Genomic DNA, 18465 nt, shown 5'->3' with positions numbered 1-18465 from the left:
TGCGGGCAGGGATTCCCGCGCCCTTCCCGCACGTTGGAGGTACCGCCGATGCCCCGACCGCTCAGCCGCCGAGCCGCCCTCGGCCTCGGCCTCGCCGCCGGACTCGCTCCCGGGCTCGCGCTCACCTCGTGCGGGTCCGGCTCCCCGGCGCCGACGGCCGGCGCGTCCGGCTCGTCCGGGTCCGGCGGGACCCGTACGGTCCGGCACGCGCGCGGTGAGAGCGCTGTGCCCGCGCGGGCGAGCCGGGTGGTGGCCCTGGACACCGACGCGCTGGACTCCGTCGTCACCCTCGGCCTCAGCCCGGTCGGCGCCACAACGGTCGCCGCGGGCGCCCCCTTCCCCGCCTACCTGCCCGCGGAGCGGCTGTCCGCGACGAAGCCCGTCGGGGCGATCGGCCAGCCCAGCCTGGAGACGATCGCGGCGCTGCGGCCGGACCTCATCCTGAGCAACCAGGTCCGTGACGACAAGCGCTACGACGAGCTGTCGAAGATCGCGCCGACGGTGCTCTCCAAGACCACCGGGCCGACCTGGAAGGAGAACGTCCGGCTGCACGCCGAGGCACTGGGCCGCCAGGCCGAGGCCGAAGCCGCGGACACGGCGTACCGGACCGAGCTGCGGGAGCTCGTGACCGCGCTCGGCGGACCGGCCAGGGCGGCGGCCACCCGGGTCGAGATGGCCCGCTTCCTGGCGGGCGCGCCGACCAGGCTCTACCTGAACGACACCTTCGTCGGCTCACTGTTCAAGGACCTGGGGCTCGGCCGGCCCGCCAACCAGGACAAGCCCGGCTTCTCGATGGAGATCAGCCCCGAGCAGGTCGACCAGGCGGCGGCCGACGTCATCTTCTACTCCGTGTACGGGGACGCGGCCAAGTCCGACCAGGGGAAGATCACCGGGGGCGCGCTCTGGAAGGACCTGGACGCCGTACGCGGCGGGCGGGTGTTCGCGGTGGAGGACAGCCTGTGGATGCTCGGCATCGGCTACACCGGGGCCGGGCTGATCCTGGACGAGATCCGCAAGGACCTGGTGCCGACGGGCGGGTGACGGGCGACGGGTAACAGGCGACGGACGACAGATCACAGCTGACAGATGACAGATGACAGATGACAGATGACAGATGACAGATTTCATCATCTGTCAGCTGATGCCCGCCTCCCGCCACCGCCCCGGGCCGTCACCCCCGCCCGTATCGCTCCGGCCGCAGCCGCCCGGTGCGCGCGAGGAAGGCCACGAACCCGCCGAGGACGATCCAGCCGGGCCAGCCGGCCAGCGACATGGTGAGCGGGTCCAGCTCGGCGCCCGGCGCGGCGAACTCCCGGACCATCGACACGCTCATGCTGCTCGCGAAGGCGTGCGCCAGCACCGCCGGGACCACCGACCCCGAGCGCAGCCTCAGCCAGGTGAAGACCGGCAGGACGAGCACACAGCTCACCGTCAGCGCGGGCACCGCCAGGTACCACGGACGCCCCGGGTACTGGCCGCCCATCAGCAGTGTCGGCAGGTGCCAGAGCGCGAAGGCCGTTCCGGTGAGCACGTACGCCCGGACCAGCGCCGCCGTACCGCCACCGCCACCGCCGCGCCCACCAGCACCACCACCGCCGTCACGGCCCTCACCTCGGCCCGGTCGCAGCAGCCGGGGGAAGAGGAAGCCCTGCCAGCCGATCTCCTCGCCGAAGAACAGCGGCAGCGACAGCAGCATCCCGATCGAGCCCTGGACCGCCCACGATCCGGCCCGCCCCGCGTCCAGCGATCCGAAGCCGGCGAACGGGTAGCTGCCCACCAGCGCACCGAGCAGCAGCGTCGCGGCCGTCAGTCCGCCGAGCACCACGAGCGGCAGCAGGCAGGCCCGGACCGCGCGGGCCCGCGGCCGGGGCCACCGCAGTGCGAGCGCCTCCCGCGCTCCGCCGCCGCGCTCGACGAAGCGGACCACGAGCAGCGCCGCCAGCGCCGGGGCCAGCATGGCGGCCCCGATGCAGAGTTGTTCCAGGGCGCCGACCGCCTCGCGGGCGTCGGCGCGCCGGTAGCCGTCGGCGAGCAGTGGCGTCATGGCCGCCCACATCCCGGCGTAGGCGAGCACCAGGTAGACCAGCAGGCCGCGCCGCCGGACGGCGCTGGGCGAGGTTCGCGTCAGTGGTGTCATGTCGAGGACGCTACGGACCCGCAGGTTCACCCCGGAACCAAGTGCACTGCCGTTCCGGGGAGTTGTCCACTACCACCGCCATGGTCGAGTTTTCTGGGTGTACGGGGACCCGACGGAGGTGCTACCGCGCGCCCCGCGCTCCGCCGCCCACCACCCGTCGCCCCGCGCATCGCCACGAAAGCTGCACGGAAAGGAAAATTGACGTATCGTCAGGCGTCACACAGCGGAAGCGACGGTGGTCCGCTCACCGTCGCCCCCGCCGTACTCCCCCGCCGGCCGGCACCCACGGCCCGGCGGGGCCTCGACACTGTCCCGGGCCAGGGCCTGATCGGTCCAGGTCCGGGCCCGGTTCGGTGCCGGGCCCGCCTCCTGCCCGGATTCTCCCCGACGCCGAAACCGGTGCCGGTGCCGGCACCGCGCTCAGCCCACCGGCACCGGACTCGGCTCAGCGGACTCAGCTCACCGATACCGGCGCCGGCTCAACTCAGTTGACGTTGACGGCCGTCCAGCTGGCGGCGACCGCGTTGTACTCCGCACTGCCCGAACCGTAGAGGTCCGCCGCCGCGCTGAGGGTGCCCGCCCGGGCGCCCGCGTAGTCGGTGGTGGAGGTGAAGTAGGTGGTCAGCGCGCGGTACCAGATCTGCGCGGCCTTGTCCCGCCCGATGCCCGCGAGCGTGGAGTTGTCGTACGTCGGGCTGCTGTAGCTGAACCCGTTGATCGTCTTCGCGCCGCTGCCCTCGGACAGCAGGTAGAAGAAGTGGTTCGCCACCCCGGACGAGTAGTGCACGTCCAGGTTGCCGACGTTCGCGTCCCAGTAGTCCGCCGAGGCGCCGTCCTTGCTCGGCTGGTCCATGTAGCGCAGCGGGCTGCCGTCGCCGCGCAGGTTGATCAGCTCGCCGATCCAGTAGTTCGGCGGGTTGGAGGGCAGGTTGGCGTACCACTCGACCATCGTGCCCATGATGTCCGAGGTGGCCTCGTTGAGACCGCCGGACTCTCCCGAGTAGTTGAGGTTGGCGGTCGCGGCGGTGACGCCGTGGCTCATCTCGTGGCCGGCCACGTCGATCTCGGTGAGCGGTGCGGTGTCGTTGCTGCCGTCGCCGTACGACATGCAGAAGCAGCTGTCGTCCCAGAAGGCGTTGACGTAGTTGGAGCCGTAGTGCACCCGGCTGAGGGCTCCGACGCCGTCGTTGCGGATGCCGCTGCGGCCGAAGGTGTTCTTGTAGAAGTCCCAGGTGGTGGCGGCGCCGAACTGGGCGTCCACGGCGGCGGATTCGCGGCTGTTGACGGTTCCGTCGCCGAAGCTGTTGCTGGTGTTGGCGAACAGCGAACCCTGCCCGTCGGTTCCGTTGTTGAGGTCGCTGGTGGACTGGCCGCCCCGGCTGTCGTCCTTCAGCTGGTACTCGGAGCCGCTCTGGGCGGTGGTCAGCGGGACCTGGCCGACGAAGACGCCGTTGCCGGTGCCGGCCGCGGTCTGGACGGTCTCGTGGGTGGCGAGGATCCGGCCGTCGGCGGCGTCGGTGACCAGGATCTGGCGGCTCGGGGTGCCGTCGGCGCGCCGGCCGGTGACGGTGGTGCGGTACGCCAGGCGGGGAGTTCCGTCGGCGGCCCAGACCACCAGCTCGGCCTCGCCGGCCTGGTGGACCTCGGCGAGCGGGGACTCGTCGGCGTCGGTGGTCACCCCGACGGTGGCCCTGACCGCGGCGGTGACCTGCGCGGCGGCCTGGTCGGCGGCGAGCTTCGGGGTCGGGTTCGGCAGCGCGATCCGTGCGGCGACCGCCTTGTCGACCGCCTTCACCGAGCCGTCGGCCCTCTGGTGGACGACCAGGTCGCCGCCGATCACCGGCAGACCGGCGTAGGTGCGCTCGAAGCGCAGGTGGCGGGTGCCGTCCTTGTCCACCACGGCGTCCTTGGCGACGAGTTGCTCCTTGTCGCCGAGCTTGAGCGCCTTGGCCAGCGGGCCGGCCTGACCGGCCGCCAGCTTGAGCGCGGTCGTGTGCTGCTGGGCGGCCTGGGCCTGCGGCGAGGAGGTGGGCGCGGCCTGGGCGGCGGTGCTCACCTGGATCACACCGGTCAACAGGGCCGTGGCCGAGAGTACGGCGACGGCCGCGAGCTTACGCTTCACGTACGAGTCCTTCCGGGAAGCCGCGTCTGGGCGCGGTCGCACCGCGTCCCGGGGGCCGGGTCGGCCCTGTGGGGCGGGACAGGCGCTGACGTGCGGGAACCCCGTGCAGTCGAGCGGCTCGCCACCGAGGGGTGGGGGTGGGGCTGCCGCCGGGGATGACCAGAAGCATGACAATCCAACAGGTGAATTGACAGGTCTGCTTCGGCGATTGGCCAGGTCCCGCCACCAGGTAAAGAACGTCCAATCGCCAGGCGAAACGGGGCGATTCACCACATCCCGCCAGGACCTCCGGCCCGGGTGACGGCCGATCGCCTGCGCCTTCGCCCCTTCGCTCACCGAACGCCGGCTCGACGAGCGCGGCAGGCCGGCCGTCGATCGACTTTTACATGTGTGTAGAAGATTCCATACGGTCCCTTGGCGGGCGGGTGGCGAGGTTCCGCCACCCACCCCTCCTTGCCCGCCCGGAGGGTGTCTGCTAGTCGGTCACCCGACGGGCCCGGTTACTGGAGCCGCCACTCCTGGGCGGTGTTGCCAGGGGTGCAGGCGACCATGGTGACCGCGCCGCCGGGGCCGTTGTTGGTCATGCAGCTCTGGTTCTGGTAGTCGCCGAGCGTGTACGAGCCCGCCGAACTTCCGCTGCGGACCGTCCAGTTGGTGAGGAAGCTGAACCCTCCGCTCAGCACGACCTTCCCGTCCATCGTCTGGACCATCTGCGGGCCGCCGTTGTTGCAGGCGTTGAAGAGGATCCACGCGCCGGGGTTGGTCGAACGCACCCAGCCGTACTGCGCGTGACCGCCGACCACGATCGGGTTGTCGCCGTTCAGGTTGTCGTCGCGCATCCCGATGGTGCGCCCGTCCTTCACGCTGACGATGGTGCTCCAACTGGTGCCGTCGCAGGACGCGGGCCGACTCGGATTCTGCGGGGCGCTGGTGGTGCCGCCGCCGGTGGTCTGGGCCGGGGGCTGCGGGTTCTGGTTGGCGGGCGGGTTGGGCGGGTTGCCGCCGCCGGGCTGGCTCGCCTGACCGGCCGACGATCCGCCCGCGGCCGTCCCCGTGCCGCCGGTCCGACCGCCGCTCGAAACGCCCTGGCCGCCGCTGCCGCCCTGCCCGGCGGCCGGGACCGGAGGGGCCGGGACCTGCGGCTGCCCCTGGACGGCTCCGGGTGCCGACTGGTCGGGGCCCGGGGAGGCTGCCGGGGTGTCGGTCGGTGCCGGCGTGGCCGACGCGCCGGTGGGCGTGGCCGTCGGCGCAGCGGTGGCGGTGCCCGGGTTCGCCGGCGCGGTGACCACCACGGTCGGCTGGGCGGCGGGCGGCAGGGCCGCGTCGGAGCCGCCGGCACCGCGGTCGACCAGCAGCACGGTCGCCGTGCCCATCGAGATGACGACGGGGATGACGACGGGCACCAGCAGGGTGCGCCGCGACCGCTTGCGGCCGGTCTCGGTGGGAGCCTGCGGCTCCACCCTCGCGACCTCGTCCGCCACCGGGGCGCCGCCCGAGGCGGGCCTCACCGGGGCCCCGGCTCCGGCCGGGTCCGCCACGGCGCCGCCCCCGAACGGCTCCTTCGCGGCGCCCTTGACCAGCTCCACCGCGGCGCCCGCGGCCTCGGCGCCCGCACCCGGTCGGAGCGGGACGGTCCGGCTGTCGGCCGCCCCGGCCTTCCCGGACGCCTGCGCGCCGCCCGCGCCGCGAGTACCGCCCTCGCCGCGCTCGCCCTCGCTCTCGCCCGCGCCCGCGCCCGCGCCCGCGGCACTCTCCACCGCGCTGCCCTCCCGCGCGGCGCCTTCCCCCGGGCCGCCCTCCCCCGCGAGTGCCGCACGGGCCGCTCGGGCCGCCGCCGCCATCGCCGCGGCGTCCGCGTACCGCTCCTCCGGCTTCTTGGCGAGCGCCCGGGCGACCAGCACCCGCACCGGTGCCGGGAAGGTGTCCGGCAGCTCCGGCACCGGCTGGTTGACGTGCTTGAGCGCGATCTGGAGCGGCCCGTCACCGGAGTACGGCGGCTTGCCGACCAGCAGCTCGTAGCAGACTACGCCGATCGAGTAGAGGTCGGTCGCCGGTCCGAGCTCCGCGCCCTCCGCCTGCTCCGGGGACATGTAGAGCGCGGTGCCGATGATCGCGAACGGGGCGGTGAGCTTGGTGCTGGCGACCGCCCGGGCGATGCCGAAGTCGGTGACGGCCACCCGCCCGTCGGCGCGCACCATCAGGTTGGACGGCTTGATGTCCCGGTGCACGATCTCCCGCCGGTGCGCGGCGTGCAGCGCGTCCAGGGCGCCCGCCACCAGGTCGAGGGTGCGCCCGACGGCCATCGGGCCGGTGTCCTTGAGGACCTTGTCGAGCGGACGGCCGTCGATCAGCTCCATGACGATGTAGGCGCAGCGTTCCTCGCCGTTCCCGCGGCTCTCGCCGTAGTCGTGGACGCCGACCACGCCGGGGTGGTCGACCGCGGCGACGAGCTGGGCCTCCCGGCGGAAGCGCTGGGCGGAGGTGTCGTCCTCCAGCAGCTCCGAGCGCAGGATCTTGACCGCCACCCGGCGCGCCAGCACGGTGTCCTCGGCCCTCCAGACCGAGCCCATCGCGCCGCCACCGATCTTCTCGACCAGCTCGTAGCGCCCGCCGAGTACGGTGCCCGCCCCGCTCATACCCCTGCTCCCCCGTGTCTCGTGCCCCGCCCCGACGGGTCATCGGCACACAGTGTGCCAGAGCATGTCACGGGCTCGATGGTTCAGGTCCGGACAGGAATTGAGCACGAATCATCAGTCCATGAGGAAATACCGGGCATGATCCGAAACCTCTCGGACAGCCGCGACGACCGCCCGGGGCCGGTCGGCCTGAATGGCGTGACCGGCACCCTGGACGGTGCCGTGCGTTCCCCGGACGGCGTGCCTCGCGACGCCCGCCTGAAGGGCGGTCCAGCGGACCCGCATCGCGCTCGGCAGGCCCCGGGTCGCGCTCAGGACCGCCACCGGCATCCCGACCGGTCGCGCGGCGGAACGGCGCCGCCGGATCGCGGGGACGGCGAGCGCGGACAGCCGCTGCTCGGCGAGGACGGCGCGCCGCTGGTGGCGGTGCCCGATCACGGCCGCCCCGGCCCGGTCGAGCGGCTCCCTCGGATCGAGGGACGTCGGCTTCGATGCCGCCGACGCCGCCGACGCCGCGGCCCGGTACAGCCACAGCCGGGTCAGCGCCGCCTCGGCGATCCGGATGGACCACGGCTGGAACTCCTCGTGCGCCGGGTCCACCAGGACCAGCCCGGCCACCAGCTCGGGCCGCTGCCAGGCGAGGAGTTGGGCCAGCTGACCGCCCCAGCTGTGCCCGACCAGCACCGCCGGGCCCGCGTCCAGCTGCCGCACCAGGGCGGCCAGGTCGGCGATCTGGCCGTCCAGCGTCGGGGCGGCGGCGGCCCGGTCGGGATCGCTGGCACCCAGCCCGGCCCGGTCGTACGCCACGACCCGCCCGTACCGGGCGAGTTCGGGCAGGACGGCCGACCAGCTGAGCGCCGTGGTGCCGCAGCCGGCGATCAGGACCACCGGCGCGATACCGCCCCGACCTGCCTCCACCCAGCGCAACGCCCTTTCACCACGGTCAAGTTCGCCGGTGCGCACGCCGCCGGGCAGGTGCTCGCCGAGCGCCCGCGCGATGGCCTCCTGGACGCTCCGCGGACCCCGCCCGGCGGGCCTCCCCCACTCACCAACGCTGGCGTTCATGTGTCGTCCCCCTGGATCGTCGTCCGGCCCCTCCCCCGGGGCCGGGTTCCGATGACCTGCGTGCGGCCGAGCAAGTACCCGGCCGCACGCACCCGTTCATCGTGCCCGCCGACCGAATCGGCCGATCGGTCGGCGGGAAGCCGGCCTCAGGCCGGCAGGACCCGCTTCAGCAGGCCGAGCAGCGCCTCCCAGTGCCGCTCGGCGGCCGCGGCGTCGTAGCGGCTGGTGTCGGCCTGGGTGTATCCGTGCGGGGCGCCCGCGTAGACCTCCGCCCGGTACCGGACGCCGGCGGCGGACAGGGCCCCGGCGAGTCGGTCGATCTGCTCGGGCGGCAGCGCGGGGTCGTCGTCCGCGTGGCCGAAGTACAGCTCGGCGGTGATCCGTTCGGCACCCAGGTGGGGGCTGTCCGGGCTGTCGGTGGCGAGGCTGCCGCCGTGGAAGCCGGCCGCGACGGCGATCCGGTCCGGGTGGCTGGCGGCCGTGTGCAGTGCCAGCAGGGCCCCGCGGCAGTAGCCGGTCAGGCCGACCGGGCCGTCCTGGACCAGCGGGGACTCGTCCAGCCAGCGCAGGTACGCGTCCGCGTCGGCGGCGGTCGCCTCCGGGGTGAGCGCGTCGAACAGCGGGACGATCCGGCCGAAGAGTTCGTCGGCCTGCTCCAGGTCGATGAGCTCCGGCAGTTCGACGACCGGCGCACGGCCGGCGCGGTAGAAGATGTTGGGGACGAGCACGGTGTACCCGGCCGCGGCCAGCCGGTCGGCCATGCGCTCCGCGTGCGGCCGGAGCCCGAAGGCGTCCGTGTAGAGGATGACGCCCGGGTGGGCCCGGCCGTCGTCGGGTTGGGCGAGGTAGGCGTCGGCAGTGCCGTCCGCTGTCGGAATGTCCACGAGGGTTCCGCGCACGGGCATGGTGAGGGCGCTCCTTCCGGTTCGTCCGGCAGCGTAACCGGTGGGCCGGTCACCAGCCCATGCGGCGTTCGCCACAGTGCGCTCTCCTCGCCCGCGGTGCCCCCAGCGCCCCACAGCGCCCCTCGGCACAGCGCGTCGGGTGCGTCCTCGGCACGGCCTCGGCACGTCCCCGGGGGAACGCTCGGGCCCCGCCGCCGCGTTGAGTGGGCATGGGGTGGATCGTGGGTGTGGCGGCGGCGGTCGTGGCGGTGCTGGGGCTCGTGCTGCTGGCGGCGTGGCAGGTCCAGGACGAGTCCTCGTCGCGGCCGCGGCAGCGCGGGCCCGGAGTCGGGCTGGGCGCCGGCGGACTGGACGAGCTGCACGCGCTGTTCAGCCCGGGAAAGCAGGTGCAGATCGAACAGAAGCGGGAGCAGCTCGTGCTGCGGGACGACGCGCGGGCCGGAGCGCCGCCGCACTTCGGCGTGGACCTGGACCAGGGTGTGGCGGTGCTGCCGGGCGGGGCCGCCGGACGGCAGCCCCACCCCGCCGCGCACGCGGAGAGCCCGACGGGGACGGCCGACCGGGCGCCCCGGGACACGCCTGGTCGAGCACCCCGGGAGACGGGGGCTCAGGCGTCCCAGCTACGGGAGCAGAGCACCAGCTGGTAACCGTCCGGGTCGGCTATCGTCACGCCGTACTCGTCCCAGTACGGGTTGTGGGCCTTGATCCGGGTGCCGCCGGCCTCCTCCAGCCGGGCGACCAGGGCCTCGTCCACCGGGGCGCCGAGGTAGACGACGAACAGGTCCTCCGCCGTCGGGGTGGGCGCCAGCGGCCGCTCCGGATCGTGCGTCAGCTCGAAGTGCCAGCTGCCGCCGGGCGGGCCGACCATCAGCAGGTCGTGCTTGCCGGGCACCCGCTCGGTGCTGCGCCACTGCACGGCGAGGCCGAGGCCGTCGACGTAGAAGCGCTCGGCCGCCGCCAGGTCGAGCGAGGGGCGTGCGATCCGGACCCGCACGGTGGAATCGATCATGCCGGCGACCATAGCCGATGCCACTGACACCGACGTCCCCGCGATACGGCGGCCGCTCTTTCGCGGACGGTCCGTCAGAGACGCCGCAGGCGTTCCTCGTCGGAGGTCCGCGGACAGGTCAGGCAGGCGGTCGCGGCGGGCCCGACCGCGTAGTAGAGGCAGCAGCCGAGCCGGGTACGGGTGTGGTGGGCGCGCCCGTCGGGGGTGTGCAGGCGGCGGAAGTCGGCGCCGCCGGGAAGCGGCAGGGTGCCGCCGGGCAGGACGGCCCCGGCGGCGGCGACGGAGGCGTCCTCCTCGCCGAGCATCCGGCCCAGGTACCAGACGGCGGAGGCCAGGTCGTCCGTCACCATGCCCCAGAGGGCGCGGTCGCGGCGCCGGGTGGGACCGGCGAACGCGGCGAGCACCGGCCCGAGGTGGGCGACCACGGCGGTCCGCAGTTCGGCGCGCAGTTCGTCGTCGCCGGGCAGGGTGACGTGGCCACGCGGGCGCAGGGCGAGCGCGCCCGTGGGGGCGTGCAGCCAGAGGTCGGCGGGGTCGACGTCCGGCACGCGGCGGGAGAGGTGCCAAGGGCCGGCGATCAGCAGGCAGGCCGACCAGGCGTAGTGGTGGAGCAGCCGCGAGGCGGTGACGTGAGGTCGCGGGGCGCGGCCGTGCTCGTCGGCGATGCGGGCCTCCGCACCGGCCAGGACGGCGGCCAGCGCCCTTTCGTCGGCGGCGAGTTCGGCTCCGGAGTACCAGCCGTCGGCGGCGTCCGGGGCGGGCTCGCCGGCGTCGAGCAGGCGCAGTTCCAGCACCGGGCAGAGCTCCACCAGCCGCCGGTAGTCGGCGGCGAGCGCCGGGGCCGCGGCGGGTGCGCCGGGCGCGACGGACGCAGCCGGCACGACGGGCGCGTCCGACACGACCGGCACAGCCGGCACGACGGGCGCGACGGACACCGGGGGCGCGGAAGGCGCGACGGACACGGGTGTTCCGGGAACCATTGACACTCCCGAGATCGATTCTGCATGATCGATTAAGGTGAGGCTCACCTTACAATGCATCACGGCGCCCGGCGACCGCGGTCGGCACCACCGCCCGACCCGCCGGCCCGATCGACCGGACCCGCCGGCGCTTGACGAATTTAGGTAAACCTAACCTAAGATATTGCCTTGTGCTGAGAACCGACCCGCCGGCCTCCACAGCCCCGGCGACGCCTCGTTCTCCGGCGATCAGGCAGCCCCTGCTGCTGCTCGCCGGCGTCTGCGCGCTCGTGCTGTGTGCCGCCCTGAGCCTTGCTCTGGGCTCCCGCTCCATTCCGCTCTCCACCGTGGTCGACGCCCTCACCGGTGCCGCCCACGGCGGTGACGCCGACGTGGTGACGGGCCTTCGGGTCCCTCGCACGCTCATCGGACTGGCGGTCGGGGCCGCGCTCGGCGTCGCCGGGGCGGTCGCCCAGGGCGTCACCCGCAACCCGCTGGCCTCCCCGGTCACCCTCGGCATCAACGCCGGGGCGAGCCTCTTCGTGGTCGCCGCGATCTTCACGCTGGACCTCACCCGCCCGGTCGAGTACATCTGGTTCGCCTTCGCCGGCGCGGCCGTCGCCGCCGTCGCCGCGTACGCGATGTCCCGGCGCGGCGGGGACCTCGACCCGGTCCGGCTCGCGCTCGGCGGCACCGTGCTCACCGTGGTGCTCACCTCGTGGACCTCCGCGCTGATGCTGGCCAGTCACCGCACCCTGGACGAGGCCCGGTTCTGGCTGGCCGGCTCGATCGCCGGGCGGCACCTGGACACCCTCACCCCCGTCCTGCCCTTCCTCGTGCTCGGCCTGGTCGGCGCCCTCGCCATCGCGCCCGCGCTCAACGCACTGGCGCTCGGCGACGAGACCGCGCAGGCGCTGGGCGTGCCGGTGGCCCGGATCCGGGTGGTCGGCGGGCTGGCCGTGGTGCTGCTCGCGGGCAGCGCGGTCGCCGTGGCCGGACCGGTGGCGTTCATCGGACTGGCCGCCCCGCACCTGGTCCGTCCACTGCTCGGCAACGACCACCGCTGGCTGCTGCCCGGCTGCCTGGTCACCGGCCCGCTGCTGCTGCTCACCGCCGACGTGCTCGGCCGGCTGGTGGTCCGTCCGTCCGAGATCGAGGTCGGCATCGTGACCGCGTTCCTCGGTGCGCCGCTGCTCGCGGTGCTGGCCCGGAAGGTGGCCAAGTGAGTGCGATCGCCCTGCCCGTCCGGGCACTCGGCCGCCGGCGCGCCCGTACCGCCGCCTGGTCGCTGGTCGCCGCCGCACTGCTGGTGCTGCTGACCGGGATCGCGCTCGGCACCGGGCAGGTCGACATCTCCGCCTGGGACGCGCTGCGCGCGCTGGCAGGACAGGGCGAGCCCGGAAACGTCCTGGTGGTGCAGCAGTTCCGCGCGCCCCGGGTGGTCTCGGCACTGATCGCGGGTGCCGGGCTGGCGATGGCCGGCTCGACGCTCCAGCGGCTCTTCCGCAACCCGCTCGCCGCCCCCGACACCATCGGCATCACCGGCGGCGCCTCCTTCGGCGCGGTGCTGATGCTGGCCACCGGCGCCTCCCAGCAGCTGATCCCGCTGGCCGCGGTCGGCGGCGGACTGCTCGCGGCGCTGCTGCTCGGCGGCTTCGCCTGGCGCTCCAAGATGGCCGTGACCCGGCTGGTGCTGGTCGGCCTGGCCGTCCAGCAGGGCCTGGCCGCCGCCGTGAACCTGATGATCGTACGATTCCCGGCCGAGCTGGCCTCCTCCGCGCTCCAGTGGACCACCGGCTCGCTCTACGGCCGCAACTGGACCGAGGTGTGGATCGGCGGCACCGCCATCGCGCTGACCGCCGTCGCCCTGCTGCTCTGCCAGCGGCGGATCGCCGTGCTCGACCTCGGCGACGACTCGGCCGGCGGCCTCGGCCTCAACCCGGCCCGGGACCGGCTGTGGCTGCTGCTGCTCACCATCACCCTGGCCTCGCTGGCCGCCGCGCTCACCGGGCCGGTCGCGTTCGTCGCGCTCGCCGTCCCGCACCTGGTCCGGCTGCTCGCCGGTCCGCCCACCCTCGGCACGCTCGGCCTCACCGCGCTCACCGGCGCCGTGCTGCTGCTCTCCGCCGACCTCCTCGTGCTGCACGTGATCCCCGTCCACGGCCTGCCGGTCGGTGCCGTCACCGCCACCCTCGGCGCGCCCTGGCTCCTGGTGCTGATGATCCGCCAGGGCCGGCTTCCCCAGAGGAGCAGCTGATGACCTCCGTCGATACCACCGCCGGGACGACCGCCGGGACGACCGGGGCTGCCAGGACGACCGGGGCCGCTGGGACCATCGGGGCTGTCGCAGCCGCCGGTGCCGCCGGTGCCGCCGGTGCCGCAGTGGGCACGGCCGCCGATGGCGCCGCGAACCGCCTCGCCGCCCGGGGCCTCGGCCTGCGCTACGGCGACCGGACCATCGTGGACGGGCTCGACCTCGAACTGCCCGGCAACGCCGTCACCGCGATCGTCGGGCCGAACGCCTGCGGAAAGTCCACGCTGCTGCGCGGACTGGTCCGGCTGCTCGACCCGGCCGCCGGGACGGTCACCCTGGACGGCGCCGACATCCACCGGATGCCCGCCCGGGCGCTCGCCAAGCGGATGGGCCTGCTCCCGCAGCAGCCCGTCACCCCCGAGGCCGTCACCGTCGAGGCGCTGGTCCGGCTCGGGCGCTACCCGCACCAGCGGATGCTCAGCCCGTGGTCCAAGGCGGACCAGGCGGCGGTCGAGGAGGCGCTGGAGCGCACCGGCACCGCCGAACTGCGCGACCGCCAGGTGGACCGGCTGTCGGGCGGGCAGCGCCAGCGGGTCTGGATCGCGCTCGCGCTCGCCCAGGAGACCGACCTGCTGCTGCTGGACGAGCCGACCACCTTCCTGGACCTGCGCCACCAGCTGGACGTCCTCGACCTGGTCGCCGACCTGCACGCCGAGGCCGGGCGGACCGTCGTGATGGTGCTGCACGACCTCGGGCAGGCCGCCCGGTACGCCGACCACCTCGTGGTGCTCAAGGACGGGCGGCTCGCGGCCGCCGGTCCGCCGTCGGAGGTGCTGACGGCCGAGCTGGTGGAGGCCGTGTTCCAGGTGCCGTGCCGGGTCGTGCCCGACCCGGAGACCGGTACGCCGCTGGTCGTTCCGCGGGCGCGGAACCGGCGCGGACCCGGCGCTGACACCCCGCCCTCCCACTGACCCCCATTGGTGAACTCCCCCTTCCCATCCCCCTGTTCGGCCGAACGGCTCGAACCGATCCAAGGAACCCCGATGAACCGCCGACTCCCTGTCGCCGTCCTGGCCGTCGCCCTCTCGACCACCCTGCTCGCCGCCTGCGGCAGCAACGGGGACGGTGCCAAGTCGGGCGGCGACTCCGCGTCGTCCGCGTCCTCCGGCTCGGCCGGCACCGCCGCCGGGTTCCCGCGCAGCGTCAAGCACGCCGCCGGAACGGCCGAGATCAAGGGCCAGCCCAAGCGCGTCGTGGTCCTGGACAGCGGCGAGCTGGACGACGTCACGCTGCTCGGCATCACGCCGGTCGGCGCGGTGTCCCCGCACATGAAGACCGAGGGCGGGTTCCCGAACTACCTCAAGGACAAGATCAAGGACACCAAGGACGTCGGCCCGATGAACGAGCCGAACCTGGAGCTGATCGCCTCCCTCAAGCCCGACCTGATCCTCTCCTCCAAGGTCCGCCACGCCAAGGTGTACGACCAGCTGAACGCGATCGCCCCGACCGTGCTGGCCGAGACCACGGGCTTCCCGTGGAAGGAGAACCTCGCGCTGTACGCCCAGGCGCTCGGCAAGGAGGACGACGCCAAGAAGGCGCTGGCCGACTACGAGACGCGGGCGAAGAAGCTCGGCGAGGCGATCAAGACGAAGAACAACGGGACCATGCCGACGGCGTCGGTGGTCCGCTTCGTGGCCGGCCCGACCCGCCTGTACGCCAAGTCCTCCTACAGCGGCGTGGTGCTCAAGGACATCGGCCTGGCCCGCCCGGCCTCCCAGGACGTGGACCAGAACATCGTCGAGGTCAGCACCGAGCAGATCAACCAGGCCGACGCGGACCTGGTGTTCGTCACCACCGCCGACGACCCGACCAAGACCAAGGAGAGCGAGGTCCAGCAGACCCCGGTCTGGCAGGGCCTGAACGCCGTCAAGAACAACAAGGTGTTCAACGTCCCGGACGAGACCTGGATGTCCGGCATCGGCGTCCAGGCCGCCGACGCGATGCTCGTCGACATCGCCAAGGCGGCGGGCGTGGACGCGCCCAAGTAACCGCGACAGCCGGGGGCGAACAGATGACAGCCGACGGATTTCCGATGACGGATTTCCGATGACAGAGAACAGCTAACAGATTTCGAAAGCTGTCAGCTGTCAGCTGTTCGCCCTCCCTCCTCCGCACCACCCAAGGACCCTCCATGCGGCTCTACCTGCTCGCGCTCAACCCCACCGACTCCGTCACCTCCGGCTTCCTGCCCGCCGCCGCCCGGCTCGGACTGGACGTCACCGTCCTGACCGACGGCGCCGAAGCCCACCGGCGGGCCTACGCCGAGCTGCCCTTCCCCGCACCCGAGGTCCTGGAGTGCGACGTCCGCGACTTCCGCGCCGTCATCAGCCTCATCTCCCGCCGCGCACTCGCCGTCCCGGGCCACGCGCCCGACGCGGTGTTCAGCAACAGCGACCACCTCCAGACCCAGACCGCGCTGGCCGCCGAGTACTTCGGCCTCCCGGCCAAGGACTGGAAGGCCGCGCTGCGCGCCAAGGACAAGGGCCAGCTGCGCCGCCACCTCGCGCTGACCGGTCTGGACACCGTCCGGTCCGCCGAGCTCGCCCCCGGCCAGGACCCGGCCGAGCTGGACGTGCCGTTCCCCTGCGTGGTCAAGCCCCGCGAGGGGGTCGCCAGCGAGGACGTCACCCTGGTCACCGACGCCGACGGGCTCGCCCGGCGCTGCAAGGAGATCCAGCACCGCAGAGCCGGCGCCACCCTGGTCGTCGAGGAGTTCCTGGCCGGGCAGCTGTGCACCCTGGAGACCCTCGGCGACTCCCGGAGACGACACGTTCTCGGCGGCTTCCGCACCCGGCTCTCCCCGCCGCCGGACTTCATCGAGGAGGTGCTCACCTTCGTCCCGGCCCACCCGCAGCCGGTGGTCGACCAGGTGCTCGCCCAACTCGACGCGCTCGGCGTCGGATTCGGCGTCTGCCACACCGAGTTCGTCGTCCAGCCGGACGGCCGCGCCCGCATCATCGAGGTCAACTACCGCGCCCTCGGCGACCAGTGCGACCTGATGCTGGCGGAGATCCTCGACATACCCCTGTTCGACCTGATCCTCGGCGTCCACCTGGGCCGCGACCTGCCCGCCGACCTCGCCGAGCGGTGCGCCGCCACCCCGCGCCGCGCCCGCAACGAGGTGGTCTGCGCCGACCGCGCCGGCGTCCTCACCGCCGCCCCCGGCCCGTACGACGAGGAGCGCGACGGCGTCCGGCTCGCCTACCGTCCGCTGCGCCCGATCGGCGAGCGCCACGAGCACTACCGCACCAACCGCGACTACCTGGGCGTCGTCTGGACGATCGGCGCCGACCAGGAGGCGGTCGACGCCGCCGCCGCCCGCTTCCTCGCCGCCAACCGCTGGGAGATCACCCCATGACCGTCGGAGACCGACCCGCCATGGCCCGCGGAGACCGGACCGCCGCCGGGGCCCGCCCCGCGACTCCCGCCGGACAGCCGTCGACCGCGGCCGCACGGACGCCCAGCACGGCCGGACAGCCGTGGACCGCGGCCGAGCAGCTCACCCTGCGCGTGCTCTCCGCCCTGCTGCGCGAGGACGTCCTGGGCCTGCGCACCCGCGGCACCGTCGAGAACCGCACCGACGGCCCCTGGCTGACCGTCCCCGAGCTGCAACTCGCCCTGCCCGTCCGTCCGGAGGGCTTCCAGTGCGAGTACGCGGCCCGGCTGCCGCTGCTGGAGCTGGCCGGTCGTCGGATCACCGGCCCGGACGACGTCGTGGCGGCGCTCGCCGAGTCGGCCGGGACCGAGGACCGGCCCGGCTGGGCGGCCTTCACCGAGGAGTGCCGGCAGACCCTCGCCACCATGGAGCTGCACGAACGCGTCCGCCCCGAGGTGCACGCCCGGCTCGCCGACCTGTACGGCGAGGAGCCGGCCGACTGGACCGGCCTCGCCGCCGCCCTCGGCCACGACACCCTGGCCGCCTACCTCGACCACCCGGTCTACCCCACCGCACGTGGCCGCTCCGGCCTCACCGAGCCCCAACTGCGCTCCTACGCGCCCGAGTTCCACTCCCCCTTCGAACTGCGCTGGCTGGCCGTCCCGGCCGACGCGCTGACCGTTCACGGCGACCGGCCGCTGCCGAGCTGGTGGCCCACCCCGGCCTGGCTCGGCCTCGCCGACCGGTGCCCCGGCGAAGGCTGGGCCACGCTTCCGGTCCACCCCCTGACCGTCGGCACACCGCTGGACGAGGCGCTGGCCGCCACCGGCCTGGCCGACCGCGCGGTGCTCGCCGAACGGCCGTACCTGACCGTCGTCCCGACGCTGTCCATGCGCACCGTCGCCGTCGCCGACGACCCCGCCTGCCACCTCAAGCTCCCGCTGGCCACCGCCACCCTGGGCCGCCTCAACCGCCGCACCATCAAGCCCGGCACGCTGCTCGACGGCGCCGCCGGACAGCGGCTGATCGAGGCCGTCCTGGCGCGCGAGCCGCGCTTCGCCGGCCGTGTCCTGCACGCCGACGAGCAGTCCTGGGCGCACGCCGGGCACGAGCTGCTGGCCGTCCTGCTGCGCCGCTACCCGGCCGGTCTGGAGCAGGCCTCGACCGTCCCACTGGCCGCCCTGCTGGCCCCCGCGCCCGGTGGCCGGCTCGTCGTCGACCACCTCGCGGACCGCTACTACGGCGGCGACGTCCTCGCCTGCTACGACGCCCTGCTGGAGCTGCTGCTCGACTGGCAGACCACACTGTTCGGCCACGGCGTCGCCCTGGAGTCGCACCAGCAGAACACCTCCCTGATACTCGACCGGGACGGCCTGCGCCTGCTCTACAAGGACGACGACGGCCCGCGCGTTCACACCGCCCGGATGACCGCCTCGCTGGGCGAACTCGCGCCCGACCAAGCCGAGTTCGACGACGCACGGATCTTCGGCGAGGACGACCGGGCGCTCACCGACCTGTTCGCCACCATCACCGGCCACCTGTGCACCGGCGCCCTCGCCTTCGGCCTCGCCGAGCACGGCCGGGCCGAACTCGCGGACACCCTGGCCCTGTTGCGCAAGCGCACGGCGGAGGCCGTGGAACGGATCGGTCCGGCCGGCGAACCGCTGCGGGCCGCGCTGCTGGACGCCGAACGGCTGCCGGTCAAGGCCATGGTCACCGCCGGCACGCTGCTCAGCAAGCAGCGCTCGGGCGCCGCCGACATCAACAAGCACTACACCAGCGGACCCAACTACCTGCGTGAGCAGGCCTGCGAGCCGCCGCACGACCACCTGCACGACCACCTGAACGAGCGCCCGCAGGACCAGTCGGACAGCCACCCGGACGGCCACCCGGACGACCGCCGGCACGCCCACCGGTGCACGGACGGGACCGCCCGGTGAGC

General features: G+C 73.8%; 15 protein-coding genes. 8 read left to right on the top strand and 7 right to left on the bottom strand.

The window, feature by feature from the left end; all coding sequences use genetic code 11:
* Window positions 1-48 precede the first annotated feature (48 nt).
* A complete protein-coding gene (locus ACFWP2_RS06770) occupies window positions 49-1041 on the top strand; it encodes an ABC transporter substrate-binding protein (RefSeq protein WP_380449104.1) in 993 nt (330 codons plus the stop codon).
* A gap of 130 nt (window positions 1042-1171) precedes the next feature.
* On the opposite strand, the gene ACFWP2_RS06765 is transcribed toward ACFWP2_RS06770, so the two are convergent.
* From ACFWP2_RS06765 to ACFWP2_RS06745, 5 genes are all read right to left on the bottom strand, one after another.
* Entirely contained in the window at window positions 1172-2137 is a 966-nt protein-coding gene (locus ACFWP2_RS06765) for a CPBP family intramembrane glutamic endopeptidase (RefSeq protein WP_380449102.1), read from the bottom strand.
* Between the two features lie 484 nt (window positions 2138-2621).
* Window positions 2622-4259 carry a M4 family metallopeptidase gene (locus ACFWP2_RS06760; protein WP_380449100.1) on the bottom strand — a complete coding sequence of 546 codons (1638 nt, stop codon included), beginning with the start codon at window positions 4257-4259 and terminating at the stop codon, window positions 2622-2624.
* Between the two features lie 500 nt (window positions 4260-4759).
* Window positions 4760-6895, bottom strand: a complete 2136-nt coding sequence (locus tag ACFWP2_RS06755; protein WP_380449098.1) for a protein kinase — start codon at window positions 6893-6895, stop codon at window positions 4760-4762.
* Between the two features lie 114 nt (window positions 6896-7009).
* Window positions 7010-7960, bottom strand: coding sequence for an alpha/beta fold hydrolase (locus tag ACFWP2_RS06750; protein ID WP_380449096.1), 951 nt, complete (start codon window positions 7958-7960; stop codon window positions 7010-7012).
* A gap of 146 nt (window positions 7961-8106) precedes the next feature.
* Window positions 8107-8865, bottom strand: a complete 759-nt coding sequence (locus tag ACFWP2_RS06745; protein ID WP_380449094.1) for a dienelactone hydrolase family protein — start codon at window positions 8863-8865, stop codon at window positions 8107-8109.
* A 209-nt stretch (window positions 8866-9074) separates the two neighbouring features.
* Here ACFWP2_RS06745 and ACFWP2_RS06740 point away from each other — a divergent pair, with 209 nt between their 5' ends.
* Window positions 9075-9512 (top strand): DUF6191 domain-containing protein, encoded by a 438-nt coding sequence (locus tag ACFWP2_RS06740; protein ID WP_380449092.1) that lies wholly within the window; start codon window positions 9075-9077, stop codon window positions 9510-9512.
* On the opposite strand, the gene ACFWP2_RS06735 is transcribed toward ACFWP2_RS06740, so the two are convergent.
* Together ACFWP2_RS06735 and ACFWP2_RS06730 are read right to left on the bottom strand one after the other, a co-directional pair.
* Window positions 9473-9874: a VOC family protein gene (locus tag ACFWP2_RS06735; protein ID WP_380449090.1), complete on the bottom strand. Its 402-nt coding sequence runs from the start codon at window positions 9872-9874 to the stop codon at window positions 9473-9475. The genes ACFWP2_RS06740 and ACFWP2_RS06735 overlap by 40 nt on opposite strands.
* Window positions 9875-9948: 74 nt before the next feature.
* Window positions 9949-10755, bottom strand: a complete 807-nt coding sequence (locus ACFWP2_RS06730) for a (2Fe-2S)-binding protein (protein ID WP_380449088.1) — start codon at window positions 10753-10755, stop codon at window positions 9949-9951.
* Window positions 10756-11081: 326 nt separating this feature from the next.
* On the opposite strand from ACFWP2_RS06730, the gene ACFWP2_RS06725 reads away from it, so the two are divergent.
* The 6 genes from ACFWP2_RS06725 (at window position 11082) to ACFWP2_RS06700 (ending at window position 18463) form a co-directional block, all read left to right on the top strand.
* On the top strand, window positions 11082-12059 hold the full coding sequence (locus ACFWP2_RS06725; protein WP_380449388.1) for a FecCD family ABC transporter permease: 978 nt from the start codon (window positions 11082-11084) through the stop codon (window positions 12057-12059).
* Window positions 12056-13090: a FecCD family ABC transporter permease gene (locus tag ACFWP2_RS06720; RefSeq protein ID WP_380449086.1), complete on the top strand. Its 1035-nt coding sequence runs from the start codon at window positions 12056-12058 to the stop codon at window positions 13088-13090. Before ACFWP2_RS06725 ends, ACFWP2_RS06720 begins: the two co-directional genes overlap by 4 nt.
* Window positions 13090-14058: an ABC transporter ATP-binding protein gene (locus tag ACFWP2_RS06715; RefSeq protein ID WP_380449084.1), complete on the top strand. Its 969-nt coding sequence runs from the start codon at window positions 13090-13092 to the stop codon at window positions 14056-14058. Before ACFWP2_RS06720 ends, ACFWP2_RS06715 begins: the two co-directional genes overlap by 1 nt.
* A gap of 72 nt (window positions 14059-14130) precedes the next feature.
* Window positions 14131-15135 (top strand): ABC transporter substrate-binding protein, encoded by a 1005-nt coding sequence (locus tag ACFWP2_RS06710; RefSeq protein WP_380449082.1) that lies wholly within the window; start codon window positions 14131-14133, stop codon window positions 15133-15135.
* Window positions 15136-15278: 143 nt separating this feature from the next.
* A complete protein-coding gene (locus tag ACFWP2_RS06705) occupies window positions 15279-16505 on the top strand; it encodes an acetyl-CoA carboxylase biotin carboxylase subunit family protein (RefSeq protein WP_380449080.1) in 1227 nt (408 codons plus the stop codon).
* Entirely contained in the window at window positions 16502-18463 is a 1962-nt protein-coding gene (locus ACFWP2_RS06700) for an IucA/IucC family protein (RefSeq protein ID WP_380449078.1), read from the top strand. Before ACFWP2_RS06705 ends, ACFWP2_RS06700 begins: the two co-directional genes overlap by 4 nt.
* Window positions 18464-18465 lie beyond the last annotated feature (2 nt).

It is taken from the genome of Kitasatospora sp. NPDC058444 (assembly GCF_042721415.1).
Taxonomy (GTDB): Bacteria; Actinomycetota; Actinomycetes; order Streptomycetales; family Streptomycetaceae; genus Kitasatospora.
This window is presented reverse-complemented; position numbering and strand designations above follow the sequence as displayed.